The 23,481-nt window shown below is 65.5% G+C and carries 23 protein-coding genes and 1 tRNA gene; 20 read left to right on the forward strand and 4 right to left on the reverse strand.

All coding sequences use genetic code 11. The features are described 5' to 3' along the window. Positions 1-200 precede the first annotated feature (200 nt). The 6 genes from IFT58_RS07760 to IFT58_RS07785 all read left to right on the forward strand — a co-directional run bounded on the left by IFT58_RS07760 (position 201) and on the right by IFT58_RS07785 (position 4,303). On the forward strand, positions 201-719 hold the full coding sequence (locus IFT58_RS07760; RefSeq protein ID WP_192094381.1) for a glycosyltransferase: 519 nt from the start codon (positions 201-203) through the stop codon (positions 717-719). A 1-nt stretch (position 720) separates the two neighbouring features. Beyond that, positions 721-1,896 carry a hypothetical protein gene (locus tag IFT58_RS07765; protein WP_192094382.1) on the forward strand — a complete coding sequence of 392 codons (1,176 nt, stop codon included), beginning with the start codon at positions 721-723 and terminating at the stop codon, positions 1,894-1,896. A 145-nt stretch (positions 1,897-2,041) separates the two neighbouring features. Then, positions 2,042-2,118, forward strand: a tRNA-Arg gene (locus IFT58_RS07770). Between the two features lie 309 nt (positions 2,119-2,427). Then, a complete protein-coding gene (locus IFT58_RS07775; RefSeq protein ID WP_192082194.1) occupies positions 2,428-2,823 on the forward strand; it encodes a hypothetical protein in 396 nt (131 codons plus the stop codon). Between the two features lie 168 nt (positions 2,824-2,991). Beyond that, on the forward strand, positions 2,992-3,444 hold the full coding sequence (locus tag IFT58_RS07780) for a PA2169 family four-helix-bundle protein (protein WP_188325330.1): 453 nt from the start codon (positions 2,992-2,994) through the stop codon (positions 3,442-3,444). 646 nt (positions 3,445-4,090) lie between these two features. Next, positions 4,091-4,303 carry a hypothetical protein gene (locus IFT58_RS07785; protein WP_192094383.1) on the forward strand — a complete coding sequence of 71 codons (213 nt, stop codon included), beginning with the start codon at positions 4,091-4,093 and terminating at the stop codon, positions 4,301-4,303. Positions 4,304-4,358: 55 nt separating this feature from the next. On the opposite strand, the gene IFT58_RS07790 is transcribed toward IFT58_RS07785, so the two are convergent. Beyond that, the gene (locus IFT58_RS07790) at positions 4,359-5,045 is read right to left on the reverse strand and encodes a ComF family protein (RefSeq protein WP_192094384.1); all 687 of its coding nucleotides are present in this window, start codon (positions 5,043-5,045) and stop codon (positions 4,359-4,361) included. Positions 5,046-5,318: 273 nt separating this feature from the next. On the opposite strand from IFT58_RS07790, the gene IFT58_RS07795 reads away from it, so the two are divergent. The 5 genes from IFT58_RS07795 (at position 5,319) to bioC (ending at position 9,414) form a co-directional block, all read left to right on the forward strand. Further along, entirely contained in the window at positions 5,319-5,585 is a 267-nt protein-coding gene (locus IFT58_RS07795; protein ID WP_192094385.1) for a hypothetical protein, read from the forward strand. A 90-nt stretch (positions 5,586-5,675) separates the two neighbouring features. After that, positions 5,676-6,875, forward strand: coding sequence for an aminotransferase class I/II-fold pyridoxal phosphate-dependent enzyme (locus IFT58_RS07800; RefSeq protein WP_192094386.1), 1,200 nt, complete (start codon positions 5,676-5,678; stop codon positions 6,873-6,875). Positions 6,876-6,884: 9 nt separating this feature from the next. Beyond that, positions 6,885-7,682, forward strand: a complete 798-nt coding sequence (bioH, locus tag IFT58_RS07805) for a pimeloyl-ACP methyl ester esterase BioH (protein WP_192094387.1) — start codon at positions 6,885-6,887, stop codon at positions 7,680-7,682. Between the two features lie 36 nt (positions 7,683-7,718). Beyond that, the gene (locus IFT58_RS07810; RefSeq protein ID WP_192082183.1) at positions 7,719-8,501 is read left to right on the forward strand and encodes an SDR family oxidoreductase; all 783 of its coding nucleotides are present in this window, start codon (positions 7,719-7,721) and stop codon (positions 8,499-8,501) included. 28 nt (positions 8,502-8,529) lie between these two features. After that, positions 8,530-9,414, forward strand: coding sequence for a malonyl-ACP O-methyltransferase BioC (gene bioC / locus IFT58_RS07815; protein WP_192094388.1), 885 nt, complete (start codon positions 8,530-8,532; stop codon positions 9,412-9,414). A gap of 219 nt (positions 9,415-9,633) precedes the next feature. Here the strand turns inward: bioC and IFT58_RS07820 are convergent, their stop codons facing one another. Together IFT58_RS07820 and IFT58_RS07825 are read right to left on the reverse strand one after the other, a co-directional pair. Beyond that, positions 9,634-10,251, reverse strand: a complete 618-nt coding sequence (locus IFT58_RS07820; protein ID WP_192094389.1) for a YdcF family protein — start codon at positions 10,249-10,251, stop codon at positions 9,634-9,636. Beyond that, positions 10,236-11,195 carry a pyridoxal-phosphate dependent enzyme gene (locus tag IFT58_RS07825; RefSeq protein WP_192094390.1) on the reverse strand — a complete coding sequence of 320 codons (960 nt, stop codon included), beginning with the start codon at positions 11,193-11,195 and terminating at the stop codon, positions 10,236-10,238. The genes IFT58_RS07820 and IFT58_RS07825 overlap by 16 nt, the downstream gene beginning before the upstream one ends. A 157-nt stretch (positions 11,196-11,352) precedes the next feature. Here IFT58_RS07825 and IFT58_RS07830 point away from each other — a divergent pair, with 157 nt between their 5' ends. From IFT58_RS07830 to IFT58_RS07870, 9 genes are all read left to right on the forward strand, one after another. Continuing rightward, entirely contained in the window at positions 11,353-11,889 is a 537-nt protein-coding gene (locus IFT58_RS07830; RefSeq protein WP_192094391.1) for a hypothetical protein, read from the forward strand. Positions 11,890-12,344: 455 nt separating this feature from the next. Continuing rightward, a complete protein-coding gene (gene mnmG / locus IFT58_RS07835) occupies positions 12,345-14,234 on the forward strand; it encodes a tRNA uridine-5-carboxymethylaminomethyl(34) synthesis enzyme MnmG (RefSeq protein ID WP_192094392.1) in 1,890 nt (629 codons plus the stop codon). A gap of 94 nt (positions 14,235-14,328) precedes the next feature. Continuing rightward, a complete protein-coding gene (locus IFT58_RS07840) occupies positions 14,329-14,865 on the forward strand; it encodes a gamma carbonic anhydrase family protein (RefSeq protein ID WP_192082177.1) in 537 nt (178 codons plus the stop codon). 618 nt (positions 14,866-15,483) lie between these two features. Next, positions 15,484-16,176, forward strand: a complete 693-nt coding sequence (locus IFT58_RS07845) for an RDD family protein (protein ID WP_249405622.1) — start codon at positions 15,484-15,486, stop codon at positions 16,174-16,176. Then, positions 16,173-17,174: a stage II sporulation protein M gene (locus IFT58_RS07850; RefSeq protein WP_192094393.1), complete on the forward strand. Its 1,002-nt coding sequence runs from the start codon at positions 16,173-16,175 to the stop codon at positions 17,172-17,174. The genes IFT58_RS07845 and IFT58_RS07850 overlap by 4 nt, the downstream gene beginning before the upstream one ends. Next, positions 17,164-18,801, forward strand: a complete 1,638-nt coding sequence (locus tag IFT58_RS07855; protein WP_192094394.1) for a DUF4129 domain-containing protein — start codon at positions 17,164-17,166, stop codon at positions 18,799-18,801. The genes IFT58_RS07850 and IFT58_RS07855 overlap by 11 nt, the downstream gene beginning before the upstream one ends. Then, positions 18,798-19,994 carry a DUF4350 domain-containing protein gene (locus IFT58_RS07860; protein ID WP_192082174.1) on the forward strand — a complete coding sequence of 399 codons (1,197 nt, stop codon included), beginning with the start codon at positions 18,798-18,800 and terminating at the stop codon, positions 19,992-19,994. Before IFT58_RS07855 ends, IFT58_RS07860 begins: the two co-directional genes overlap by 4 nt. Further along, positions 19,991-21,001 carry a MoxR family ATPase gene (locus IFT58_RS07865; protein WP_188325345.1) on the forward strand — a complete coding sequence of 337 codons (1,011 nt, stop codon included), beginning with the start codon at positions 19,991-19,993 and terminating at the stop codon, positions 20,999-21,001. Before IFT58_RS07860 ends, IFT58_RS07865 begins: the two co-directional genes overlap by 4 nt. Beyond that, positions 20,998-22,296 (forward strand): DUF58 domain-containing protein, encoded by a 1,299-nt coding sequence (locus IFT58_RS07870; protein WP_192094395.1) that lies wholly within the window; start codon positions 20,998-21,000, stop codon positions 22,294-22,296. Before IFT58_RS07865 ends, IFT58_RS07870 begins: the two co-directional genes overlap by 4 nt. 6 nt (positions 22,297-22,302) lie before the next feature. Here the strand turns inward: IFT58_RS07870 and IFT58_RS07875 are convergent, their stop codons facing one another. Next, positions 22,303-23,481 carry a glutathionylspermidine synthase family protein gene (locus IFT58_RS07875; RefSeq protein WP_192082172.1) on the reverse strand — a complete coding sequence of 393 codons (1,179 nt, stop codon included), beginning with the start codon at positions 23,479-23,481 and terminating at the stop codon, positions 22,303-22,305.

Raw genomic sequence — 23,481 nt, forward strand, 5'->3', positions numbered from 1 at the left:
GATAGTTCGAGAGTTGCGCAAGCTGCGACCCCAGGTAATCATCTCTACGGGCGCGGCACCGGGCGGAATTGCGCTCCTAGTAGGGTGTACCCTTGGGTGCAAAACAGTATGGATAGACAGCATTGCTAATGCAGAAAAGGCATCACTCACAGGCAAACTGGTGAAGCCCTTTGCAAAGCTTTGGATATCACAGTGGAAGAGTGTCGCTGATCGCGAGAAAGGGATATACATTGGAAAGATTTTTAGTTTTTTTAACAGTCGGAACACAACTTCCGTTTGATCGACTAGTCAAGGCATGTGAGCTGGCCCAATCATCGTCAAACCTGGATTTTGACGTTACCTACCAAGTTGGCCAGCATGGTTATCATCCCAAGGTTGGAAGAGCACGGGAGGTGATGTCTCGCGGTGAGTTCGAGGATACGCTCAGACTAAGTGACCTAGTCATTACTCATGCCGGCATTGGGACCATCGTGAGTTGCATTTCCATAGGAAAGCCGCTTATCGTCATGCCCAGGCAAGCGGCACTTGGCGAGCACCGTAATGATCACCAGATTGCCACCGCAAAGGCGATAGGAAGCGAAATTATGGTCGCTAGCAACGCTAGTGAGATTGGTGATTTTATTACTGATGCAGTCATCCGACGGAAACCTGGGGAATTACGCAATAATCCGCTCAATACAGATTTTTCGAACAAGTTAATGAATATTATTGGATTTTAGAATGTCATTATCGCAGCGCGTCGGACGAGTTGAGGTCGTTTTCTTCGGCTCATTAGTTACTATAGGTATAGTGGGCCTGTTCAGCCCGCTGTCCTACAACGCACTGCCTGCTGGACCGGTGCTTGAAGGAGTACTCGCAATATGTGTAGCCCTTTTATTCAGGCTGCCAAAGGCGAGAATTACTTCTTATATGGCGCTTGCAGCATCATACGTGACTATATCGTATGTTCTGATGTTCCTATTCAGGCCATCGAATCCATTAGACTTCATTCAGGCTTATAAGGCATTCATTTACGTCGTTCCGCTTTGCTTCTTCTACAAACGCCAGGTTTTCAGCCGCTCGCTTGCACTGAAAGTACTGAAATTACTTCTGATTATTTTTTTCTTAAAGTATTCATATTCTTTAGCGCTCGATTTAAATCCTAGAATGGGGAGTCGACCCGGCCTTTTCGTTGAGAATAACTTTGAATTGATATTCCTCCTGATTTACTTTTTCGTTCTTTTCGAAGATTTCGGGAAATATCGCAATCTATGGTTTGGTTTACTCTCAGTCTTGATACTTCTATCTGGCTCACGAAGCTCTGCATTGGCACTTATTGTTGTTTTTTGCGGGCTGTACTTGCACCAACTCAGCCTCAAGACATTTTTCTATCTTCTAGGCTTAGGACTATTGGCTTTGGCAGCTGGCGCGCTCTTTCTGTCCAGAGGATATGCCGCAGGCGGAATTGAGTCTATCGACAGATTTAGATTCATGATGGTATTTCTGTACGAAATACGTAATTGGAGCATTTTTGATTTTGCATTCGGAAGCTTCCCCATTACCCCACTATCCAACGAATCGTGCCGCGCACTGTCTTTCTATCAAGGTCTTTTCAGCTATTCGGAGGACGGCACTTGCTACTCGGTCGTGCTTCATTCTTACTTCTTTCGTGTTATTTTTGATCATGGGCTCGCTGGCCTAGTATTTCTCGTTTCTTTTATTGCATTCGCGCTACACGGGTCAGGGTATTCTCGAGGCAAGATCATCGTAGTTATTGGGGTGCTCTTTGCGTCAGCACTGTCGGTCTCCGCAATGAATAGCATTTTCGCTACGCTTGCATTGGCTCTTGCATTAGGGCTTACCCCGCATAGTGAGAAGTTTCCCGCTTCCCCCCTTAAATACGCGGAGCGGGACTAGAGCTTGAACCTAAGGACATCAGAGGCTGTGAGCCGAAAAGTTCTTGGACGGCTGATCAGGCGCGCTTGATGACGACGATTGGCGCACACAACGGCTTACACGGTAGAGACAAGCCAGACCTATTTGGCTACACTAGTCGGCCAGCGCGCTCGTAGCTCAGCCGGATAGAGTAGTGGCTTCCGAAGCCATTGGTCGGGGGTTCGAATCCCTCCGGGCGCACCAATTCCCTTGCTTCACGCCGCTTCCGGGCCTTTCGCACGGGGCTGGGGCTCAAGGTAGAGCCGACGTCAGTCGGCTGATTTCCGCAGAAGACGTCCTGCCTTCAGAGCCAACAGCAGCCGACTGAAGTCGGCTCTACTGGTGGCTCTACCGCCAGCGGTCGCATGCCGGTCCCGTTCGATTCCCGCCGTAGTCCATCGAACGTCAACCATCGACGTCGCCCATCGCGCCGGTTCACATCATCACCAACTCCTCTGGGCCAGAGTCGGCCTACCGTCGGGCAACTGCCCGCATCAACGAGGAGTGGCAACGATGAACTTCCTGCGTACCCCGCTTATCCGTCCCTTGGTCATGGCTGCCGCATTCGGCATGGCCGCGCCGGCTGCGTTCGCCGCGCCCGCCAATGAATGGAACATCGATCTGAAGGGTCGGGCCAAGACGGATGGCGAGATCACCCTGGCCGTCACCCCCGCAGGCGGTGAAGCGACCAATGTCGCGATTGCGATTCCTGCGGCCACCAACCACGAGGCGGCCGCGGTGATGATCTCCAATGCGTTGTCGAAGGAGTTCGGCACCGGCGTGTATGCGATCAGGACCGATGGCACCGACGAGGTCGAGATGAAAGCCATCAACGGCAATCGGGATTTCGACGTGATCGTGGTGCGCAATACGGCCGATGGGTTGGCGATCAAATTGGACCGCGATTGACCCATCGCCGGGCGGAGTCCGGCGGGTCTGTTAAACCCCCGTTCCGGCACATGACGAAGCCATCAATGGGTCCTCACCCGCGCTGCATATGCACTCGTCCAAGGTGGTCTCCAACGGCACGGCATCTGTCTCGCCGTTCCAAACGACCACTCACATGGAGCACTACACATGAGCACCCAGTCCAAGATCGAACACAGCCTCAACGACCTGATCGAGATCGCCCGTGATGGTCAGAAGTTCTACAGCGAAGCCGCTACCAAGGTGAAGGACGCCGAGCTGGCTGCCCTGTTCACCCGCATTGCCGGCAGCAAGTCGGACATCGTGTCCTCGCTGAGCAGCACGGTTGCCGCCACGGGTGGTGAGCCGGCAGAGCACGGTACCTTCGTGGGTTCGGTGCAGAAGATGTACGGCAACATCCGCGCCACCCTGGGCGACACCCAGTACGGCTATGTGGCCGAGCTGGAAGAATCCGAAGACCGCCTGCTGAAGGCCTTCAAGGATGTGCTGACCGACAACGACGTGCCGGCTCCGGTGCGCACTGAAGTCACCCGTCTGCTGCCGGAAGTGCAGGAGACCCATGCGGTCATGCGCGCCCGCAAGCATGCGATGAAGGCTTCCTGATCTGCGCTGACGTGGTACGCCCCGTCGCCGCAAGCAATGCCGAAACCGACGCTGCCCCACGCAGCGTCGGTTTTTTTATGGGCCATGCGTTATCGCCCGCTTGAAGGGCTGACTGACGAAAGAATCCAGCTTTCCTGATGGACGCGACTGCGGAAGGCCGCGCAGGATGATCGGGTTGGCGCTGTACGCGTCAGCCGGGATTGGCGTCCCGCTTCATCTTCAGACATCTAGCTCTGTTGTTGCCCTCGGGCACGGCGGAGAATGCACTGCTCTGCCGGTCATACGGCGGACGGTGCGCGGGGATCCCGATCCGCCGGTTTTTTGTTTGAAGATGTCCGGTACGCCAACCCGCACCGCCCGCCACCCTGCGCTCCGGCGCAGGTGGTTTCCCTGCGCTGCGCGAGGCCCCAATGACCCACCTCTTTTTCATCACCGTACGTCCGTACGATGTGATCGGCTGCCTGTCCGGCGTCCTGCCCACCTCCATAGCCGCACATCGGGGCGCCAAGTGAGCTCGCTGCCATCGGAACCGCCCTCAAAGTCCGACGCGAGCACCTTCGACGCTGACGAGCGACCGCACACGGCCCTGCAGATAGCGGACTACATCGACGCCAGCATCCACGAAAGTGTTGGTGATCCCGTCACCATGGGCGAGACCCTGTTGTTCATCATCGGCCACGACGATCTGCATCACGTTGCAAGCGAATGCGGGCTGTCCATCGACGTGCTGCGCCGGCAGCTGACCGGTAAACGCACACTCACCTTCAGCACGGTGCTGGGCGCAATGCGTGCGCTCGGCGTTGAGTTGCGGGCTAGCGTGTATTCGCGCGAAGGACGGATCGCATCACGCCGTGTATGAAGCGGGTTCAAAGCAAACACCCACATATGCCACGCCTTGGCGTAGGCATCTGCCATCACGGCACGCGTGCACACACCCATGCCCTCACGTCCTGGCATCCCGCGGTGCGCAAGGCCTCGGCACACGCATGCAACGTGCTTCCCGTTGTCATCACGTCATCCACCAGGACAACCGACTCCGGCACGTCGCCGCGCACGGCGAATGCGCCGTCCAGGTTGTGGCGTCGGGCATCAGCGCTGCGTTCGGATTGGGGCAAGGTGGCACGTACGCGGTGCAGTCCCTGCCAGCGCGGCAATCCAAGTTGCCTGGCCAACTGCGCGGCCTGGTCATACCCGCGTCGGCGCAGCCGCGACGGGTGCAGTGGCACTGCTACAAGCGGCACGGCGTCCCATGGCGGCGGTGACAACGCCATCAACTGCGCCAACAGTCGCCCCGCGGCGAGGTCTTCGTGGAATTTGTAGCGCAGCAGCAACCCGGAGATTGGATCTTCATAGCGGAATCCGGCCCATGCGGCATCCAGCAGCGGCGGCGATTCCTCGCAGCGAAAGCAGAGTGCCGCGGCATCGTCCGGCAAGGGCGCGGCACAGCGCGCGCAGGCGTCGGTATGCCAAGGCAGCGCAAGGCAACAGGCCGCGCAGAGCTCGCGGTCCTGCTCGCCGGGTTCTGCACAGACCTGGCAGACGGGGGGCAGCAGCGTGCGTGCGAGGCGGTTGGCTAGCGTAAGGAGGCCGGGGATGTGCATGGGCCTGAGCATGCGAAGCCCGGGCAGCGCGCGGTATCGGGAAAGTGCGGAAGGGCCTCATGCTTGTGATTACCAACGAGGGTCGCCCGCCAAACGCGAAGCCAGATGGGTCATTGATCTCTGCTATCGATGTCCGACGCAGGTGTGGAAACGTGGCGATTTCCGGTAGCGGCAGGGCACGATTCCTGATGGCTGCGCCCTAATGAGGCGCTTAGAATGCGACGCACATCCAAGCGTGTTGAAGCCCTGCCCCTTCCACCGGACGATACTGCGATGGAATCCCGCCTCGCCGAGCTCGAAGGCATCACCCCCACGCTGGCCACGAAGTCAGACGTAGAGGCCGTGCGTGCGGATCTCCACAAGGTCTCAAGTGAAATGAAGGGGTGGTTCATTGCGACCGCTGTTCTCGTGCTGGTGGGGCTCTTCACCATCGCCAACATCATGGTGGGAACGGTTCGCTCTCATTCGGAGAGGGGTGTTTCTTCCCCTCCGCCCCCTATCGTGATCCAGGTTCCCGCGGCGCCGGCGATGCGCCCCTGAAGCGGGGCTCGACGGCCGGCCGCCGTCCACCACCCGGTTGCAGCCGCACCGTTTTGCTACGCTAGGCCGCCTTGCATCGCTGCCGCCGCCATGGCCCGTCCTGATCTGCTTGCCCGCGTCCCGCCCCTGCCCGCCAGCGGGGGCACGGCGCTGCCTGCGGCGATCGGCCGTCGCGATGGCGTGCGCGTGGAAGTGGCGGGCCAGTGGCTGACCAGCTTCCGTAGCAGTGACTACCTGGGCCTGGCGCAGCAGTTCGGCGTGGTCAACGCCCTGCAGGATGCGGCAGCACGCGACGGCAGTACCACCGCCTCGCCGGCCAATGGCGGCCGCCATGCGGTGCACGATGTCCTGGAACGCGAAGCGGCGCAGTGGCTCGGTTACCCCCGTGCTCTGCTGTTCGGCAGCGCTTACCTGGCCAACCTGGCCGTGCAGCAGGCGCTGCTGGGCGAAGACGGCGACGTCTGCGTGCAGGACCAGCTCAACCATCCCAGCCTGCTGGATGCCACCGCGCTGGCAGGCGCGCGCCTGCGCCGCTATCCGCATCTGGATTCAGAAGGTGCGATGCGCCAGCTCAAGCATGCCGGTGAAGGTGCGGCGATGTTGGCGACCGAGGCGGTGTTCTGCACCGATGGCGACGCCGCCCCGCTGCGGTCGTTGGCCTTGGTTGCGCGGCTGCAGGAAGCGCTTCTGTATGTAGACGATGCGCACGGCGTGGGCGTGCTGGGCGAACACGGCGCCGGCAGCGTGGCGGCCGCCGGACTGGGCGTGGCCGACGTGCCGCTGCAGACCGTGACGCTGGACACTGCGTTGGGCGGTGCCGGTGCGCTGGTGCTGGGCGATGCGCACGTGATCGAGCACCTGGCCACCTGTGCGCGCCCCTACCTGTATGCCCCGATGCTGCCGCCTGCACTGGCCGCCGCATCGACGGCCGCACTCCGCCTGGCCTGCCGTGATGACTGGCGCCGCGAAAAGCTGGGCGAGCTGGTGGCCACCTTCCGCACTGCAGCGCGCACCCGCGGGCTCGCGATGATGGCCTCGGAAATGCCCATCCAGTCACTCAGCTTTCCCTCCGATTCGCACGCACAGGCCATCGCCCGGAATCTGCAGCAGGCCGGCTGGTGGATCGAGACCATCGACGCGGCAGCCAGCGGCGATGGCGCGGCACGCGTGCGTGTGCGTCTGTCGGCGCTGCACGTTCCCGCACAGGTCCAGGCCCTGGTGGATGCCATTGCGCTCGCCCGTGATGGGCTGCAGTCCGGCACCGTGCTGCCTGTCGCGGCCACCGTCTGAGCAGCCCGCATGCATATTGCAGTCAGCGGTAGCGGCCCCGATCTGGTGCTGCTGCACGGCTGGGCGTTGCAGGGCGATGTGTTCGCGCCCTTGCTGCAACGTCTCACCGACCACTTCACCGTGCACGTCGTGGACCTTCCCGGCCATGGCCGCAGCCGCGATGACAGCACGCCGCTGCAGCTGGCACCGGTCGTCAGCGCCATTGCGGCGGCGACGCCACCGGCGGTGTGGTGTGGTTGGTCACTGGGCGGACTGTTCGCCCTGCATGCCGCGGCGACGCGGCCGCAGGTACAGGGTCTGGTGATGCTGGCCTCGTCGCCGCGCTTCGTGCGCGATGAGCGCTGGACCCACGCGGTTCCTGCGACGGTATTCGCGCAGTTCGCCGCCGACCTGTCTGCGGATTTTCCTGGCACGGTGGATCGATTCCTGTCCTTGGACCTGATGAACGTCGCGCCAGGCCGGGAGGATCTGCGCGGCCTGCGCCAGCGCCTGCTGGACAGCGGGGCGCCGGCTGCGCGCGTGCCGGAGGACGGCCGGCGCCTGCTCGAAGCCACCGATCTGCGCGGCGCCCTGCCCACCTTGCCTGTGCCCAGCCTGTGGCTGGCCGGCCAGCGCGATCGGTTGGTGCCGCCCGCTGCGGCCCATGCCGCAGCGACGATGGCCCCGCACGCTTGTGCGCACACGATTGCCCACGGTGGCCACGCCCCGTTCCTCGGCCATGCCGCCGAGGTGGCGGAGCAGCTGCAACGCTTCGTCATGCAGCGGATAGTGACGGCTGCGGGCCGTCACCCGACAATGCACGGATGACGGCCAACCGCCGTACGCATCGCAAGGTGAACTGACATGGATCTGGGAATCGCGGGACGTTGGGCGCTGGTGTGCGGCGCCAGCAAGGGGCTCGGCCTGGGCTGCGCGCGTGCGCTGGCCGCCGAAGGGGTCAACGTGGTGATCGTCGCCCGGGGCGAGACCGCCCTGCAGCAGGCCGCGGCGGTGCTGCGTACCCTGCCCCGCGCAGGCCAGGTGATCGCCGTGGCCGCCGATGTCACCACCGAAGCAGGACGTGCCGCCGCGCTGGCGGCCTGCCCGCAGGTGGACATCCTGGTCACCAACGCCGCTGGCCCGCCTGCCGGTGATTTCCGCACCTTCGAGCGCGATGACTGGATCGCCGCGCTGGATGCCAACATGCTCGCACCGATAGCCCTGATCCGCGCCACGGTGGATGCGATGATGGCGCGCGGTTTCGGCCGCATCGTCAACATCACGTCGTCATCGGTGAAGGCGCCGATCGACATCCTGGCGCTGTCCAATGGCGCGCGTTCCGGGCTCACCGGCTTCGTCGCGGGGCTGGCACGGCGTACGGTGGCGGCCAACGTCACCATCAACAACCTGTTGCCTGGCCAGTTCGATACCGACCGCCTGCGTGGCAACTTCGCCTTTCTGGCCGAGCAGCAGGGCGGGGACATGGAGTCGATCGCCGCGCAGAAACGCGACCACATCCCGGCAGGGCGCTTTGGCCAGCCGGATGAGTTCGGCGCCGCCTGTGCTTTCCTGTGCAGCCTGCAGGCCGGCTACCTTACCGGGCAGAACCTGCTGATCGACGGCGGCGCCTACCCCGGAACGTTCTGACGCCGCACCGTTTTTCATCGAGATCCGCATGGACCCCCGTACCGACCACCGCCACCTTCGCCGCGCTTTTTCGCGGGCCGCCACGACCTACGACGAAGCGGCTGCACTGCCGCGCGAGGTGCGTCAGCGCCTGATGGAGTCGCTGGACTATCTGGAAACGCGCAGCCCAGAGGTCGTGCTGGACGTGGGGGCCGGTACCGGCCATGCCAGCGCCCTGATCAAGAAGCGCTGGCCGAAAGCGCAGGTGATCGCGCTGGACGTGGCGATGTCGATGCTGCACGAAGCCAGGCGGCAGGCGGGGTGGTGGAAGCCGTTCCAGCGCCTGTGCGCCGACGCGACTGCGCTGCCGCTGGCCGACAACAGCGTGGATGTGATCTTCAGCAACCTGTGCCTGCAGTATGTGGACGATCTGCCGGCCGTCTTCGCCGGGTTCCGCCGGGTGTTGAAGCCGGGCGGCCTGCTGCTGTGTTCGACATTCGGCCCGGAAACACTGATCGAGCTGGCGGAGGCGTTCCACGCCGACGACGCGTCACCGCACGTCAGCCGCTTCGCACCGATCGCGCAGTTCGGCGATGCGCTGATGATGGCCGGTTTCCGCGATCCGGTACTGGACCGCGATCTGTTCACCCTGACCTACGACGACCTGCCGGCGCTGATGCGTGAGCTGCGGGCGTTGGGCGCCACCAATGCGCGGATGGATCGTCGCCGCACGTTGACCGGACGCGCCCGCTTCACCGCGGCGGCGGCGGCGTATGAAGCGATGCGGCGCGCTGACGGAAAGTTGCCCAGCAGCTGGGACGTCATCTATGCACATGCCTGGGCACCGGAGGCCGGCGCCCCGATCCGCGAGCAGGGCCAGGATATCGCGGCCGTGCCGGTATCGGCGATCCCGATCCGCCGTCGGCCTGTGTAAGTGCGGTGCGGTGGGCGCGCCCCGCGGCATGCCGCGGGCGTCGCTCCGACGGACCAGAGGGACGGGCGCTGGACGGGCCTTGGACGGGCCTCGGTAGAGCCGACTTCAGTCGGCTGCTCTTTGCCACGGTGCCGGCTGAAGCCGGCACTACCATTGGCTGCTCTTTGCCACGGTGCCGGCTGAAGCCGGCACTACCATTCGCTGCTCTTCGGCACGTCCCTAGCCTGCGGCTTTTACGAACAGGTCGCGATGGAAGAAATACACTTCCTGCGCCAGGAATCGCCAGCTGGTGTGGAAGCTGCGGAAGCGCGTGCTCGGTGTGGACGAGGCCAGCGCGTCGATGCCCATCGCACGGCTGAGACGCAGCGCGCGGGCCATGTGCAGCGGATCGCTGACGATGATCACGCGGTGCAGCCCGCGCTGGTCCATCAGCCGCTTGGCTTCCACCAGGTTCTGCACGGTGTTGCGCGATGCGGTTTCAATCAGGATCGCCTTGTCCGGTATGCCCTGCTTCAAGGCATAACGCCGCGCCACCTGCGATTCGGAGAAACGCGCACCGCTGCCGCCATAGCCGCCGGTGAAAATCAGCAGCGGCGCGTAGCCCGCGTCGTACAGATCCAGCCCGTGGCGGATGCGTTCCTGGAACACCGGCGACGGCTTGGCATCGTAAGCGGCTGCGCCCAGCACGATGATCGCGTCAGCATGCGCGGCCTGGTCGCGTTCGCCGATCCACACGATCCACGCGGTCACCGCGAACAGCCAGACCATCAGCAGCACGAACAGCCGCCATAGCCAACCGAATACGCCAGCCCGCTGCCCGCTCATGCCGTTCCCCATGGCAACGCATCGATGTCCACATTGCCACCGGACAGCACCAGCCCCACGCGCAGGCCGGCGAAGCGCTGCGGCTGGGCCAGCACGGCGCCCAGTGCGATCGCCGAGGACGGCTCCACCACCTGCTTGAGGACCTGCCACAGCAATCGCATGGCCTGCACAGTGGCCGCGTCGTCCACCACGATCACCTCGGCCTTGGCCGCGCGCAGCACCTCGAAATTGGGCGCCCCCAGCGTGCCTCGCAAGCCGTCGCAGATCGTATCCGGCACGAATTCGATACGCCGCTCGCCCGCCTGCAACGAGCGCGCCGTGTCCGCAGCGCCGGCCGGCTCGGCAAGCACCAGGCGGGTCTGCGGCGCGGCATGCTGCAGGGCCAACGCGGTGCCTGCGGCCAAGCCGCCGCCGCCCACCGGCACCACCAGCACGTCGAACGGACCCTCGGCGTGCAGCAGTTCCAGCGCGGCCGTGCCCTGGCCCGCGATCACTCGCGGATCGGCATACGGATGGACCAAGGTGGCGCCGGTATCGGCCTGCACCTGCGCGCACAGCTGTTCGCGGGCGGCGATGCTGGCGGCGCAACGCCACAGGGTGGCGCCATGGCGTTCGATGTTGGCCAGCTTGGCCGCCACCGCGCCCTCGGGCACCACGACGTGGCAGGCGATGCCCCGGGTCAGCGCCGCCAGCGCCAGTGCGGCCCCATGGTTGCCCGAAGAATGGGTCACCACACCCGCGCCGGCCTGTTCGGCCGACAACGCCCACACCGCATTGCAGGCACCGCGGAACTTGAAGGCGCCGCTGCGCTGCAGGTGCTCCGCCTTGAACGCCAACCGGGCACCCGCCAGCTCATCCAGCGTGCGCGAGCGCAGCACCGGCGTCACCGTGGCATGCGGGGCGATCCGTGCGGCGGCGACCAACACATCGATGGCAGGGGGTGGGGCCTCGTTCATGTGCAAAGATTAACGTATGCCCGCCATCGGTCGCGGCCTATCTCGTCGTGCCAGGATGTCCACTTTGCCTAACCATTCATGCTTCGTTGCACGAATTAAGGGGCGATTCAACGCATTAGGCAGAAGCTGGAGTCCATAACCCATGGGGGGTCTTGTCATGAAGATGCGTCTGATCGTTGCCGGAGGGCTGCTGCTGGCCCTGTCCGGCTGCGCCACTTACGATTACGTGGGCGGCAGCGGAGGCGGCGGCAGTGGCTATTACCACGGCGCCCCGTCGACCGAATACCGCTATCCGGCCGGCTACCCCTACGGTTCGCCCTATGGCTACGGTGGCGGTTATTACGGCGGTGGCGGTGGCTATTACGGCGGTGGTTACGGTGGCGGCTATGGCTATCCGGTCTATCGTCCGTACCCCAACTACCGTCCGCCGCATCACGGCCACCGACCGCCCAACACCCGGCCGCCGGACAACAATGGTCCGCGCCCGCCCCGCCCGCCGGGCAACAACGGTGGTTCGCCGTGGCGCAACCTGGATTCGAACACCCGTCCGCGTCCGCAACAGGGCATGAACCGCCCGTCGCCGCAGCAGCAGGTCCGCCCGGCCGCGCCGCCGCGTCCCGCCTCTGCCCCGCGTCCGAGCGGTTCGCCGTGGCGAAATTTGAACCGTTCCACAGAACGGCAGGCCGAGCCGTGATCGGGTCTTGAACCTTCCGTCGGGAAGGTTCAAGCTAGAGCGTCAATGACCCGCCGCGTCCAAAAGTGACAAAGCAGACGCAGCGGGTCATGCAAGCTATGTCGATATCCGATGGGAAACTCTGGATCCCCCCTGTTCCGGCCCTGTCGGATGTCGGCACCTACTAAACAACAAGGCCCCGCTCGCGCGGGGCCTTGTTGTTTCAGCCAACAGCAAAAAACTGGGCCGGACAGTCCCCCGACTGCCGGCCCGTCGCTTCCCCCTCGTGCATCTGGACCAGCCCCTGTTCCAATTCCGGTCCATAGCGCCTGAGGCGCCGATCACGCTGGGTGCTATTGGGTTATCTGCAGGTAGCGTGCCAACTTTAGGGTTGATTTGAAAAAGCGACCTGACCGCCTCGTCCGATTGGCGCTAAAATCGCCACCTGCCGCTTCCGGCCCCGCATTGCATGAGCCATGACTGATTCCTTCCATCGTTACGACGTCATCGTCATCGGCGGCGGCCACGCCGGCACCGAGGCCGCCCTGGCTGCGGCGCGCAGCGGTGCGCGCACCCTGCTGCTGACCCACAACATCGAAACCGTGGGCGCCATGAGCTGCAACCCGGCCATCGGCGGTATCGGCAAGGGGCATCTGGTCAAGGAAATCGATGCGCTGGGCGGGGCCATGGCCCATGCGGCCGACCGCGCCGGGATCCAGTGGCGCACCTTGAATGCTTCCAAGGGCCCGGCGGTGCGGGCGACCCGCTGCCAGGCCGACCGCAACCTGTACCGCATGGCCATCCGTTCGCTGGTGGAGGCGCAGCCGAACCTCACCGTGTTCCAGGCCGCCGTGGATGATCTGGTCATCGAAGGCGACCAGGTGCGCGGCGTGCTCACCCAGACCGGGCTGCGCTTCGATGCAGCGGCCGTGGTGCTGACTGCCGGCACCTTCCTGGCCGGCAAGATCCATGTCGGACCCACCCAGCACGCGGCCGGCCGCATGGGCGATCCGCCAGCGACCACGCTGGCGGCCCGCCTGCGCGAGCGCCCGTTCCAGGTGGACAGGCTGAAGACCGGCACCCCGCCGCGCATCGACGGCCGTTCGCTGGACTACAGCGTGATGGACGAACAGCCCGGCGACGATCCGCGCCCGGTGATGTCCTTCCTCGGCTCGGTGGATGAGCATCCGCCGCAGGTCAGCTGCTGGATCACCCATACCAGCGAGCGGACCCACGACATCATCCGCGAGTCGCTGCATCGCTCGCCGCTGTACAGCGGCCAGATCGAGGGCATCGGCCCGCGTTACTGCCCGTCCATCGAGGACAAGGTGGTGCGTTTCGCCGAGAAGGAAAGCCATCAGATTTTCGTCGAGCCGGAGGGCCTGGGCATCGTCGAGATCTACCCCAACGGCATCTCGACGTCGCTGCCGTTTGATGTGCAGCTGGCCATGGTGCGCAGCATCCGCGGCTTCGAGAACGCGCACATCACCCGCCCCGGCTATGCCATCGAGTACGACTACTTCGATCCGCGTGGGCTGAAAGCGTCGCTGGAGACCAAGACCGTGGGCGGCCTGTTCTTTGCCGGCCAGATCAATGGCACGACGGGGTACGAGGAAGCCGCCGCGCAGGGGCTGCTGGCCGGCCTCAACGCGGCGCGCCAGGTGCGTGGGCTGGACGGCTGGTGCCCGCGCCGCGACGAAGCCTATCTGGGTGTGCTGGTGGATGACCTGATCACCCATGGCACCACCGAGCCGTACCGCATGTTCACCAGCCGCGCCGAGTACCGGCTGCAGCTGCGCGAAGACAATGCCGACCAGCGGCTGACGCCGGTGGGCCGACAGATGGGTCTGGTGGACGACCGGCGCTGGGCCGCTTTCGAGACGAAGCAGTCGGCCGTGCATGCCGAGAGCGCGCGCCTGCGTGCAGTGTGGGCGACGCCGGGCAACGCGCTGGGCCGCGAAGTCGAGCAGGTGTTGGGCGTGGCGGTCAGCCGCGAAACCAACGTGCTGGACCTGATCAAGCGCCCGGAACTGGATTACGCCAAGCTGATGCAGGTGCCGTCGCTGGGCCCCGGCGTGGCGGATGCCAAGGTGGCCGAACAGGTGGAGATCGATGTGAAGTACGCCGGCTACCTGGACCGCCAGCGCGACGAGATAGAGCGCCAGCAGCGCCATGAGTCCACCCCGATCCACGACAGCTTCGACTACGCCATCGTGCGTGGACTGTCGGCCGAAGCGCTGCAGAAGCTGGAGCGCGTGCGGCCGCAGACCATCGGCCAGGCGCAGCGCATTCCCGGCATGACCCCGGCAGCGATCTCGCTGCTGCTGGTGCACCTGGAGCGTTCGCGCCGCGGTCGCGTCGCCTGATACACCGAACACGGTGGCGCCGAGCCCTGCTTGGCGGCTGCCTGCCCGCCGCTGCGTTCGCCGAGCTTGGCTCGGCGCTACATTGGAGAATCCCTTGACCCCGCTACGTCCCTTCCGCGACAAAATGCCGGTACTCGGCGCGCGCGCCTATGTGGATCCCGCCTGCACGATCATTGGTGATGTCGAGCTGGCCGAGGATGTGTCGGTGTGGCCGGGCACGGTGATCCGCGGTGACGTCAACTTCGTCCGCATCGGTGCCCGCACCAATGTGCAGGACGGCACCATCATCCATGTCAGCCACCACAGCCCCTTCAACAAGGCCGGGTATCCGACGCTGATCGGCGAGGGCGTGACCGTGGGTCATGGCTGCATCCTCCATGCGTGCACCATCGGCGACTACAGCCTGATCGGAATGGGCGCGTGCATCCTGGACGGAGCGCGCGTGGAGAAGCACGGCTTCGTTGGCGCCGGTGCAGTAGTGGGACCAGGCAAGGTGGTGGGCGAAGGCGAATTGTGGCTGGGCAACCCGGCACGGCCCGCGCGGTTGTTGAAAGACAGTGAGATCGAAGCGCTGCATTACTCGGCTGATCATTACGTGCGGTTGAAGGATGAGTACCTGGGCGGGTCGTGATGCCGTGAGTGGAGCCGATGGGTAGAGCCGCCTGGTAGAGCCGACTGGTAGAGCCGACTTCAGTCGGCTGGCCTCTCGCACGTTGGTGGGGCAGCCGACCGGTAGAGCCGACTTCAGTCGGCTGGCCTCTCGCGCGTTGGTGGGGCAGCCGACCGGTAGAGCCGACTTCAGGCGGCTGGCCTCTCGCACGTCGGTGGAGCAGCCGACTGGTAGAGCCGACTTCAGTCGGCTGGCCTCTCGCGCGTTGGTGGAGCAGCCGACTGGTAGAGCCGACTTCAGTCGGCTGGCTTCTCGCGCGTCGGTGGAGCAGCCGACCGGTAGAGCCGACTTCAGTCGGCTGGCCTCTTGCGCGTTGGTGGAGCAGCCGACTGAAGTCGGCTCTACCAAGCGGCTGGCCTCTCGCGCGTCGGTGAGGCCGATGGGTAGAGCCGGTCGGCTGGCGTCTCGCACGTTCGTGGGGCAGCCGACTGAAGTCGGCTCTACCAGGCGGCTCTACCATTGGCGGGGCGCGGGTCTGCTAAAGTCGAGCCCCGACCAGGATGACGTCGAGATTTCCATGCCCGTGGCGCCCTGCCGGAGAGCAACCCGGCGCCTTCCCTCATTACGCGTGGCGTGTCGATGACCGCCGCGACGATGCTGGATACCTACCGCGAGGTGGTCACGCCGGAAGGCGTGCCGCTGCAGTTGCGTGCGGCCGGTCCCCTGCCGCGTGCGGTGGCGTGGCTGGTTGACCTGGCCATCCGCGGTGCCGCGCTGATGCTGCTCTCTTTCCCGTTGATGCTGCTTGATGAGCTCGGCCGTGGCATCTATCTGGCACTGATGTTCCTGCTCAACTGGGCCTATGCCATCGTGCTCGAAGCGGTGTGGGGGCAGACGCTGGGCAAGCGGGCGATGGGGCTGCGGGTGATTGCACGCGATGGGGCACCGGTCGGGTGGAGCGGTGCCGTCACCCGCAACCTGCTGCGCACCGTGGACATGCTGCCGTTCGGTTACGCCGTGGGGCTGGTGAGCAGCCTGTTCGATGCGCACGGCCGGCGGTTGGGTGATCTGGTCGCCGGCACGTTGGTGGTGCATGGCGATGCATCCCCCCGCCACGCACCCGCCACCATCGACAGCGCCTTGCCGCCGCCGGTGCCGCTGCAGCCGCAGGAGCAGTCCGCCGTGATCGCCTTCGCCGAGCGGGCGCCCCTGCTCTCACCCGCACGCCAGCAGGAGCTCGCCGGCATCGTCACCCCGTTGACCGAAACCAGCGGACAGGTCGGTGTGCTGCGCCTGTATGCGATGGCCAACTGGTTGCTGGGCCGCCGATGAAACAGGAACAATTCGTCGCCCGCCACCAAGGGGAATGGGAAGCACTGGAGGCCTGGCTGCAGCAGCGTGCCCATCTGCGTGCCCGCAAACGTGCACGCGTGGCTGCCGATCCCGCCCTGCCCGCCGATGCGGAGTTCCCGCAACGCTACCGACGGCTATGCCAGCAGTTGGCGCTGGCCCGCCAGCGCGGGTACAGCCCGCAGCTGGTGGAGCGCTTGCAGCAGTTGATGCAGCGCGGCCACACGCTGTTGTATCGCACCCCGGCCTTCCGCTGGCGCAGCGTGCTGGAGTTCCTGTTCGCTGATTTTCCCCACCTGGTGCGCAGCCAGGCGACGGTGATGTGGGTAGCGCTGGCCTTGTTCGCCGTGCCGCTGGTCGCCAGCTTCGTGCTGGTGCAGCTGCACCCGGATCTGATCCACCTGTTGATGGACAGCGCGCGCGTTGCACAGATGGAGCGCATGTACGATCCGTCGTCACCGAACCTGGGCCGCGACAGCGGCACCGACTGGATGATGTTCGGCTACTACATCATGAACAACATCAGCATCGGCCTGCGCACGTTTGCCAGCGGCCTGCTGGCCGGCGTAGGCACGGTGATCGTGCTGTTGTTCAACGGCATCAGCATCGGCGCGGTCGCCGGCCACCTGCAGCATGTCGGCCACGGTGATCCGTTCTGGCGTTTCGTGGTCGGCCACGGTGCCTTCGAACTCACCGCGATCGTGATCGCCGGCGGGGCGGGCCTGCAACTGGGCATGCGCCTGGTGGCGCCGGGGCGCAAGCGTCGCATCGATGCGCTGGTGGAGGGCGGCCGCATCGGCGCGCGACTATGCCTGGGCATCGCCGCGATGCTGCTGGTGGCGGCGTTCATCGAAGCATTCTGGTCCTCCATCGCCGCGGTGCCCGCATGGGGCAAGTACAGCGTGGCGGCGGTGCTGTGGTCGCTGGTGGGGCTGTGGCTGTGGCGCGGCGGCCGGGGCGAGGCGCAGCATGCGGATTGATCAGCTCAACGTGGTGCTGCGTGCCCGCAGCAGTTGGGAAGCAATGGAACTGGGCACTGCACTGGCGCGCCGGCAGTGGCGGGCGGCCTGGGGCGCGTGGCTGCTGGCGAGTGCACCGGTGTTCCTGTTGGCCAATGCGCTGGCGTGGTGGCTGGGTGCCGGATTCGGTTGGGCGTGGCTGCTGCTGTGGTGGTGCAAGCCGGCGTTCGAACGGGTGGTCCTGTACGTCCTGTCGCGTGGCGTATTCGGTGAGCCGGTCACCGCGTGGCAGGCGCTGCGTGCGCAGCCGGGCTGGCAGGTCGCCGGCTTCTGGGGTTACCTGGGGTGGCGGCGCTTCAGCGCGGTGCGCAATGTGTGCCTGCCGGTGAACCTGCTGGAAGGCACGGATGCAGCGCACCGCGGGCAGCGCCGACGCGCGGTACTGTCTGCCGCCGCCGGTCCATCGATGCTGCTCACGGTGCTGTGCATGGGCTTCGAGGCCGTGCTGGTGATCGGCGCGTTGACGGCCGTTTTCATGTTCGTACCGGTGGAACTGCTGTCCGATTCGTGGCGCGCAGCGTGGGAGCTGGTGCGGCAGGACACCCCCGCTTGGGCGAAGTTCGGTGTGAACCTGCTGCTCTGGCTGGCGGCCAGTGTGATGGGGCCTTTCCACGTCGGTGCCGGGTTCGGACTCTATTTGAACCGACGCACGCAGATGGAGGCTTGGGACGTGGAGATCAGCTTCCGCCGCCTGCGCGAACGGCTGCAGCAGGCCATGCCGCTGTTGCTGCTGGTGGTCCTGTTCGCGCTGCCTGTTGCCACTGTGCCGGTGCATGCACAGCAAGCGCACGCACACGACGATGCAGGCGCGGCTGATGAGGAGCGGGCAGAAGAGGCTTCCGACGATGACGAGGAGGAGCCGCCGGCCATCGATCCCGCTGACACGCCGGCTGGCATCTTCGGTGACGTGCCCGTAGACACGGCGGGCTTCCGCCAAGCCGTGCAGCGCGCTTACGAAGATCCGCTGCAGCGCCCCACCCGCTCCATCAGCGAGTGGGAACCCCGCAAGAAGGACGACGACGAAGAGGCCAAGCGCAAGGAGCGCGAACGCCTGAAGCGCGAGGCCGACGAACAGTCGGCAAAGCAGATGTCCGGTGGTGCGGCGAAGATCGCGGCGATGGTGGCCGAATGGGGCCTCTGGCTGCTGCTGGGCATCGTCGTCGTGGCGCTGCTGCTCACCGCGCGGCGCTGGTTGCCCTGGCTGAGCGGATCGGCGCGGCGCAAGGCCCCGCCCACGCCTGCGGTGAACGAAGATTCGATCGTGCTGCCCGAGGTGGTGCCGCCGGATGTGGCCACGCGTGCACGTGCGCTGTGGGCGCGCGGCATGCCACGTCAGGCACTGGCCCTGCTGTATCGCGCCAGCGTCGGCACGGTGGTGGAGCGGACTGGCGTGGCCTTGCCACCCGGCGCGACCGAAGCCCAGGTGCTGCGTGCATCGCGGCGCATGCCGGACGCGCGTGACCGCGACCTGTTCGCGGCGATCGTGCGCATGTGGCAGTACGCCGCGTATGGCAACCGGCTGCCCGACCACGCCGATTTCGAAACGCTGGCCGACGCACTGCAGGCGCAGTACCGGTGGCCGGCATGAAGGCGCGGGTGGTGTGGTCGTTGGTGATCGGGCTGATCGTGCTGCTGGCGGTGCCGCTGGTGGTGCTGTTCCTGCGCACGCACGAAAAAGTGACGCGCACCGAGGTGATGCCCCCGCAGGGCGAGGCCAGCTACAACCCGTTGTACGTGCTCGGCCAAGCGCTGCGCGCCGACGGCCTGCAGGCAGAGTCGCGGGCCCGGCTGGACCTGGCGGCGATGACGCTCGCGCCGGGCGATACAGTGGTGCTGCTGCAGGACAGCGGTGAACTGGCGCCCTCGCAGGTGGATACGCTGCTGGCGTGGGTGAAGCGGGGCGGCCACCTGCTGGTACGCACGCCCCCCACCGGCGAAGACACCACGCGTAACGAGCCCTTGCTGTTGCAGCGCCTGGGCGTGGAAAGCCTTGGATTCGGCAGTGCCTGCCAGCGTTTCCATGTGGACGATGACACCGGCCACGTGGAGTTCTGCAAGGGTCGTCGCTTCGATCTGACCGAAGCGGCGTACGCACAGGTGCAGCGTGAGTGGGGCAGCGAAGACGGCTTCGTGTTCGCTCGCCTGCGCCATGGCCAGGGCAGGGTCGATGTGCTGGCGGACATGGACTTCATGCGTGGCGTACCTGAAACCACCTCGCTGCTCCCGGCTGCACTGCGGCCGAGCAAAGACCTGGAGCAGCCGCGCGATGGCCTGCACGACCGTGCGCACCGCGACCTGACCCGCCATCTGCTGGCGCCGAATTACGGTAAGGGCACCGTGTGGCTGGTGTATGCCAGCCGACCGCCCTCTCTATGGGCGCGCATCGTGCTGCAGGGTTGGCCGGTCTGGTTGCCGTTGCTGCTGGCGTTGCTGGGCTGGTTGTGGGCGCGCGCGCAGCGCTTCGGCAGCGTGCAGCCTTCACCGGTGGCAGAGCGCCGCTCCTTGCTGGAACACGTGCGCGCCAGTGGTGAACTGCTGCTGCGCCAACGCCAGGGCCCGCGACTGCATGCAGCCGTACGGGACCTGTTCCTGCGTCGGCTGCAGGCCCGTGCACCGCTGGCGGCCACGCTTGAGGGTGCCGCACAGGAACAGGCCATCGCCGCCTTGCTGCAGTGGCCCGTCACCCGCGTACACACCGCGCTGGCACCGCCAGCCGCCAATGACCAGACCGCGCTGAAAGCGCGGATCACCCTCCTGCTGCAGATGAGAAGCCTGCTATGACCGAACTGGACTCTTCCCCCTCCGTGCCGCCGCCGCTGGCTGCCGTATCGGCCGCAGCCGACGTGCTGGAACGCGTGGACGCCGTACGCGAAGCCGTGGGTCATGCCTTCATCGGCCAGCCCGAGGTGCTCGACCAGATCCTGATCGCACTGCTCGCGGGTGGCCATGTGCTGATCGAAGGCGTGCCCGGGCTGGGCAAGACACTGCTGGTGCGTGCGCTGGCACAGGCGTTGGAGCTCGACCACGGACGTGTGCAGTTCACCCCGGACCTGATGCCCAGCGATGTCAGTGGCCACGCGGTGTACGACCCGAAAAGCGAAAGCTTCAAGATCCGTCGCGGCCCGGTGTTCACCAACCTGCTGCTGGCCGACGAGATCAACCGCGCGCCGGCCAAGACCCAGTCGGCCCTGCTTGAAGTGATGCAGGAAGGCCAGGTCACCATCGAAGGGAAATCGTTCGCGCTCGCGCCGCCTTTCATGACCCTGGCCACGCAGAACCCCGTGGAACAGGAAGGCACCTATCCGCTGCCGGAAGCACAGCTGGATCGTTTCCTGCTGAAGATCGTCATCGATTACCCGGGGTTGGAGGACGAAAAGCGCATGGTCGATGCAGTGACCACCGGCCGCAGCGCCAGCGACTTCGACCTGCAGCGGGTGCCCCGCGTACTCAACGCCGGGGATGTCGTGGCGTTGCAGCAGGCCACCGCGGCGATCACCGTAGACGCCGAAGTGATCGACTACGCGGTGCGCATCGTTGCAGCCACGCGCAAGTGGCCCGGCATCGCCCTCGGCGCAGGCCCGCGCGGCAGCATCGCGCTGGTGCGTGCGGCACGCGCACAGGCACTGCTGGCCGGCCGTGACTTCGTGACGCCGGACGATGTGCGCGATATCGCCCGGCCGGCGCTGCGCCATCGCATCGCGCTGGCACCGGAGCTGCAGATCGAAGGACAGGGCGCCGACGATGTACTCGGTGCACTGCTGGCCAAGGTGGATGCACCGCGCCGATGAGGCCTGCCCTGCCCCTGCTCGGATGCCTGCTGGTGTGGGCCGGCGTAGGCGCTGCCGTGCTGGCCGGCTGGCTGCCGCGCTGGAGCTGGCAGGCCGCCTTGGCGATCGTGGTCGCGGTGGCGTTGGTGGACCTGCTGCGTCTGCGCAGGCTGCCCTCGCCGAGCGTGCAGCGGCAGCTTCCCGAAGCGCTGGCATTGAACGTGCGACGTGCAGTGCAACTGACCCTGCAGGCCGAGCGCACGCTGCGGCTGGACGTGTTCGATCTGCTGCCGGGTGCCTGGCAGAGCGAGGGCATGCCGCGACGCCTGCGCCTGCGTCCCGGGTTTGCCGCCACGCTCGACTATCACGTGCAACCGTTGCAGCGTGGCCACTTCCGCTTTGACGGCGTCCAGGTGCGCCTGCACTCACCGTGGCGGCTGTGGCGGCAGCAGCGCGTCGTGCCGCCTGCGCTCGATGTACGTGTATTCCCGAACTTCGTGCCGCTCACACGCTTCGCCTTGTTCAGTGCCGAACAGGCCTCGCGGATGGTCGGTGCCCACCTGAAACGGCGCCGCGGTGAAGGTACCGATTTCCACCAGATGCGCGAATACCGCATCGGCGACAGCCTGCGCCAGATCGACTGGAAGGCGACGTCGCGTGCACGACGATTGGTGTCGCGCGAGTATCAGGACGAAAAGAACCAGCAGATGCTGCTGGTGCTCGATTCTGGCCGAAGGATGATGGCCAGTGATGGCGGCCTGTCGCACTTCGACCAGGTGTTGAACGCCGCATTGGTGCTTGCCTATCTGGCCTTGCGGCAGGGCGACGGCGTGGGCCTGCATGCGATGGGCGGCGAGCAGCGCTGGGTAGCACCGAAACGCGGCATGGGCACGATCGATGGCCTGCTGCGCGCCAGCTACGACCTGCAGCCGCAGCCAGTGGCGACGGACTACCTGGCCACCGCGACACAGCTGTCGGTGCTGCAGCGCCGTCGTGCGCTGGTGATGCTGGTGACCAACGTGCGCGACGAAGATATCGAAGACCTGCTGGCCGCGGTGAAGCTGCTGCAGCGCCGGCACCTGGTGTGCGTGGCCAGCCTGCGCGAACAGGTGCTGGACCACGCGTTGCAGGGTCCGGTGCAGACGGATGCCGATGCCGCACAGGCCGGCGCGGCGGCCCTGTACCTGGAGCAGCGCGCGCAGGCACACGATGCGCTGCGCGGACACGGCGTGATGGTGCTGGATGTCACCGCCGACGCCCTGCCCGGCGCGCTGGTGGAGCGCTACCTGTCGGTCAAGCGCGACGGCTTGTTGTAGCCGGTTTCAGACGTAGATCTGCGTCGGCGCTTCGTCGATGATCGCGTGCGGAACGAACCGCGACGTATCCCGGGTGATCGCACTGTCATCTTCGCGGATGCCGATGCCACAGGCCTGGTCGCCGATCACCCAGCTGCCGATCAGCGGATAACCGCCTTCGAAACGGGTCAACGGATGCGCCTGCTGGATGATCGCCGGACCGTCGTACGGGCCGTCGCTGCGCTGCGTGGTGCCGTCGGCCAGATGCATTTCGATGTTCGCGCCTTCGCGCGAGAACAGCGGCTTGCGTACCCACCCCGCGCGCAGCGTACTGCCATCGTCGAAGTGCGATTCCAGCAGGTTCGGGTGCCCGCGATGGCGCTCCCACAGCAAAGGCAGGATGCCCTTGTTGCTCAGCACCGCCTTCCAGGCCGGCTCCAGCAGCTGCAGGCCGGATGTCGGCAAGGCGCGACCGAACTCCTCGGCCATCAGGTCTTCCAGCGGATACAGCTTGAACAACGTGCCGATCACCGTGTCGTCCACCGCGGTGAAGCGCCCGTCCTCGGACAGCCCGATGTCTTCCACCGCGATGCCTTCGCCATGCAGGTTGGCCTGGGCGGCGCAATCACGCAGGTACTCCACCGTGCCGATGTCTTCCTGCGAACTGCCCACGGCGCTGAAATACAGCGGCGGCGGCAGTCGGGAAGCAAGCTCGCCGAAGCGTTCCACCAGTGCCTCATGCAGCGCATTGAACTGGTCGGCGTGCGCCGGCAGGCGGCCGGCGTTGCGCTGTTCTTCCAGCCACTGCCACTGGAAGAAGCTGGCCTCGAACAGCGAGGTCGGGGTGTCGTAGTTCAGCTCGTACAGCTTGGCCGGGCCGGTGCCGTCGTAGGCCAGGTCCAAGCGTCCATACAGGTGCGGCTGGCGCTGGCGCCAGCTGTCGGCGATCCACTCGCGGTAATGCGCCGGGATCGCCAAGCGCTCCATCAACGTATCGGAACCGACCACCTCCTCCACCAGCGCCATCGCCATCTGGTGCAGCTCGGCGCTGGGGTCTTCAATGTCCTGCTCGATCTGCCGCAGGGTGAAGGCGTAGTACGCCGTTTCATCCCAGTACGCCTGACCGTCGATGGTGTGGAAGCGGAAGCCGGCTTCTTCGGCCCGAGCGCGCCACTGGGGGCGCTCGGCGATACGGACACGCTGCAT

The organism is Stenotrophomonas sp. CFBP 13718, from assembly GCF_014842145.1.
GTDB lineage: Bacteria > Pseudomonadota > Gammaproteobacteria > Xanthomonadales > Xanthomonadaceae > Stenotrophomonas.

Coding starts and splice junctions, on each gene's coding strand:
- IFT58_RS07765 (WP_192094382.1), top strand. CDS start 721: ATGTCATTATCGCAGCGCGTCGGACGAGTTGAGGTCGTTTTCTTCGGC.
- IFT58_RS07775 (WP_192082194.1), top strand. CDS start 2,428: ATGAACTTCCTGCGTACCCCGCTTATCCGTCCCTTGGTCATGGCTGCC.
- IFT58_RS07780 (WP_188325330.1), top strand. CDS start 2,992: ATGAGCACCCAGTCCAAGATCGAACACAGCCTCAACGACCTGATCGAG.
- IFT58_RS07785 (WP_192094383.1), top strand. CDS start 4,091: ATGGGCGAGACCCTGTTGTTCATCATCGGCCACGACGATCTGCATCAC.
- IFT58_RS07790 (WP_192094384.1), bottom strand. CDS start 5,045: ATGCACATCCCCGGCCTCCTTACGCTAGCCAACCGCCTCGCACGCACG.
- IFT58_RS07795 (WP_192094385.1), top strand. CDS start 5,319: ATGGAATCCCGCCTCGCCGAGCTCGAAGGCATCACCCCCACGCTGGCC.
- IFT58_RS07800 (WP_192094386.1), top strand. CDS start 5,676: ATGGCCCGTCCTGATCTGCTTGCCCGCGTCCCGCCCCTGCCCGCCAGC.
- bioH (WP_192094387.1), top strand. CDS start 6,885: ATGCATATTGCAGTCAGCGGTAGCGGCCCCGATCTGGTGCTGCTGCAC.
- IFT58_RS07810 (WP_192082183.1), top strand. CDS start 7,719: ATGGATCTGGGAATCGCGGGACGTTGGGCGCTGGTGTGCGGCGCCAGC.
- bioC (WP_192094388.1), top strand. CDS start 8,530: ATGGACCCCCGTACCGACCACCGCCACCTTCGCCGCGCTTTTTCGCGG.
- IFT58_RS07820 (WP_192094389.1), bottom strand. CDS start 10,251: ATGGGGAACGGCATGAGCGGGCAGCGGGCTGGCGTATTCGGTTGGCTA.
- IFT58_RS07825 (WP_192094390.1), bottom strand. CDS start 11,195: ATGAACGAGGCCCCACCCCCTGCCATCGATGTGTTGGTCGCCGCCGCA.
- IFT58_RS07830 (WP_192094391.1), top strand. CDS start 11,353: ATGAAGATGCGTCTGATCGTTGCCGGAGGGCTGCTGCTGGCCCTGTCC.
- mnmG (WP_192094392.1), top strand. CDS start 12,345: ATGACTGATTCCTTCCATCGTTACGACGTCATCGTCATCGGCGGCGGC.
- IFT58_RS07845 (WP_249405622.1), top strand. CDS start 15,484: ATGACCGCCGCGACGATGCTGGATACCTACCGCGAGGTGGTCACGCCG.
- IFT58_RS07850 (WP_192094393.1), top strand. CDS start 16,173: ATGAAACAGGAACAATTCGTCGCCCGCCACCAAGGGGAATGGGAAGCA.
- IFT58_RS07855 (WP_192094394.1), top strand. CDS start 17,164: ATGCGGATTGATCAGCTCAACGTGGTGCTGCGTGCCCGCAGCAGTTGG.
- IFT58_RS07860 (WP_192082174.1), top strand. CDS start 18,798: ATGAAGGCGCGGGTGGTGTGGTCGTTGGTGATCGGGCTGATCGTGCTG.
- IFT58_RS07865 (WP_188325345.1), top strand. CDS start 19,991: ATGACCGAACTGGACTCTTCCCCCTCCGTGCCGCCGCCGCTGGCTGCC.
- IFT58_RS07870 (WP_192094395.1), top strand. CDS start 20,998: ATGAGGCCTGCCCTGCCCCTGCTCGGATGCCTGCTGGTGTGGGCCGGC.
- IFT58_RS07875 (WP_192082172.1), bottom strand. CDS start 23,481: ATGCAGCGTGTCCGTATCGCCGAGCGCCCCCAGTGGCGCGCTCGGGCC.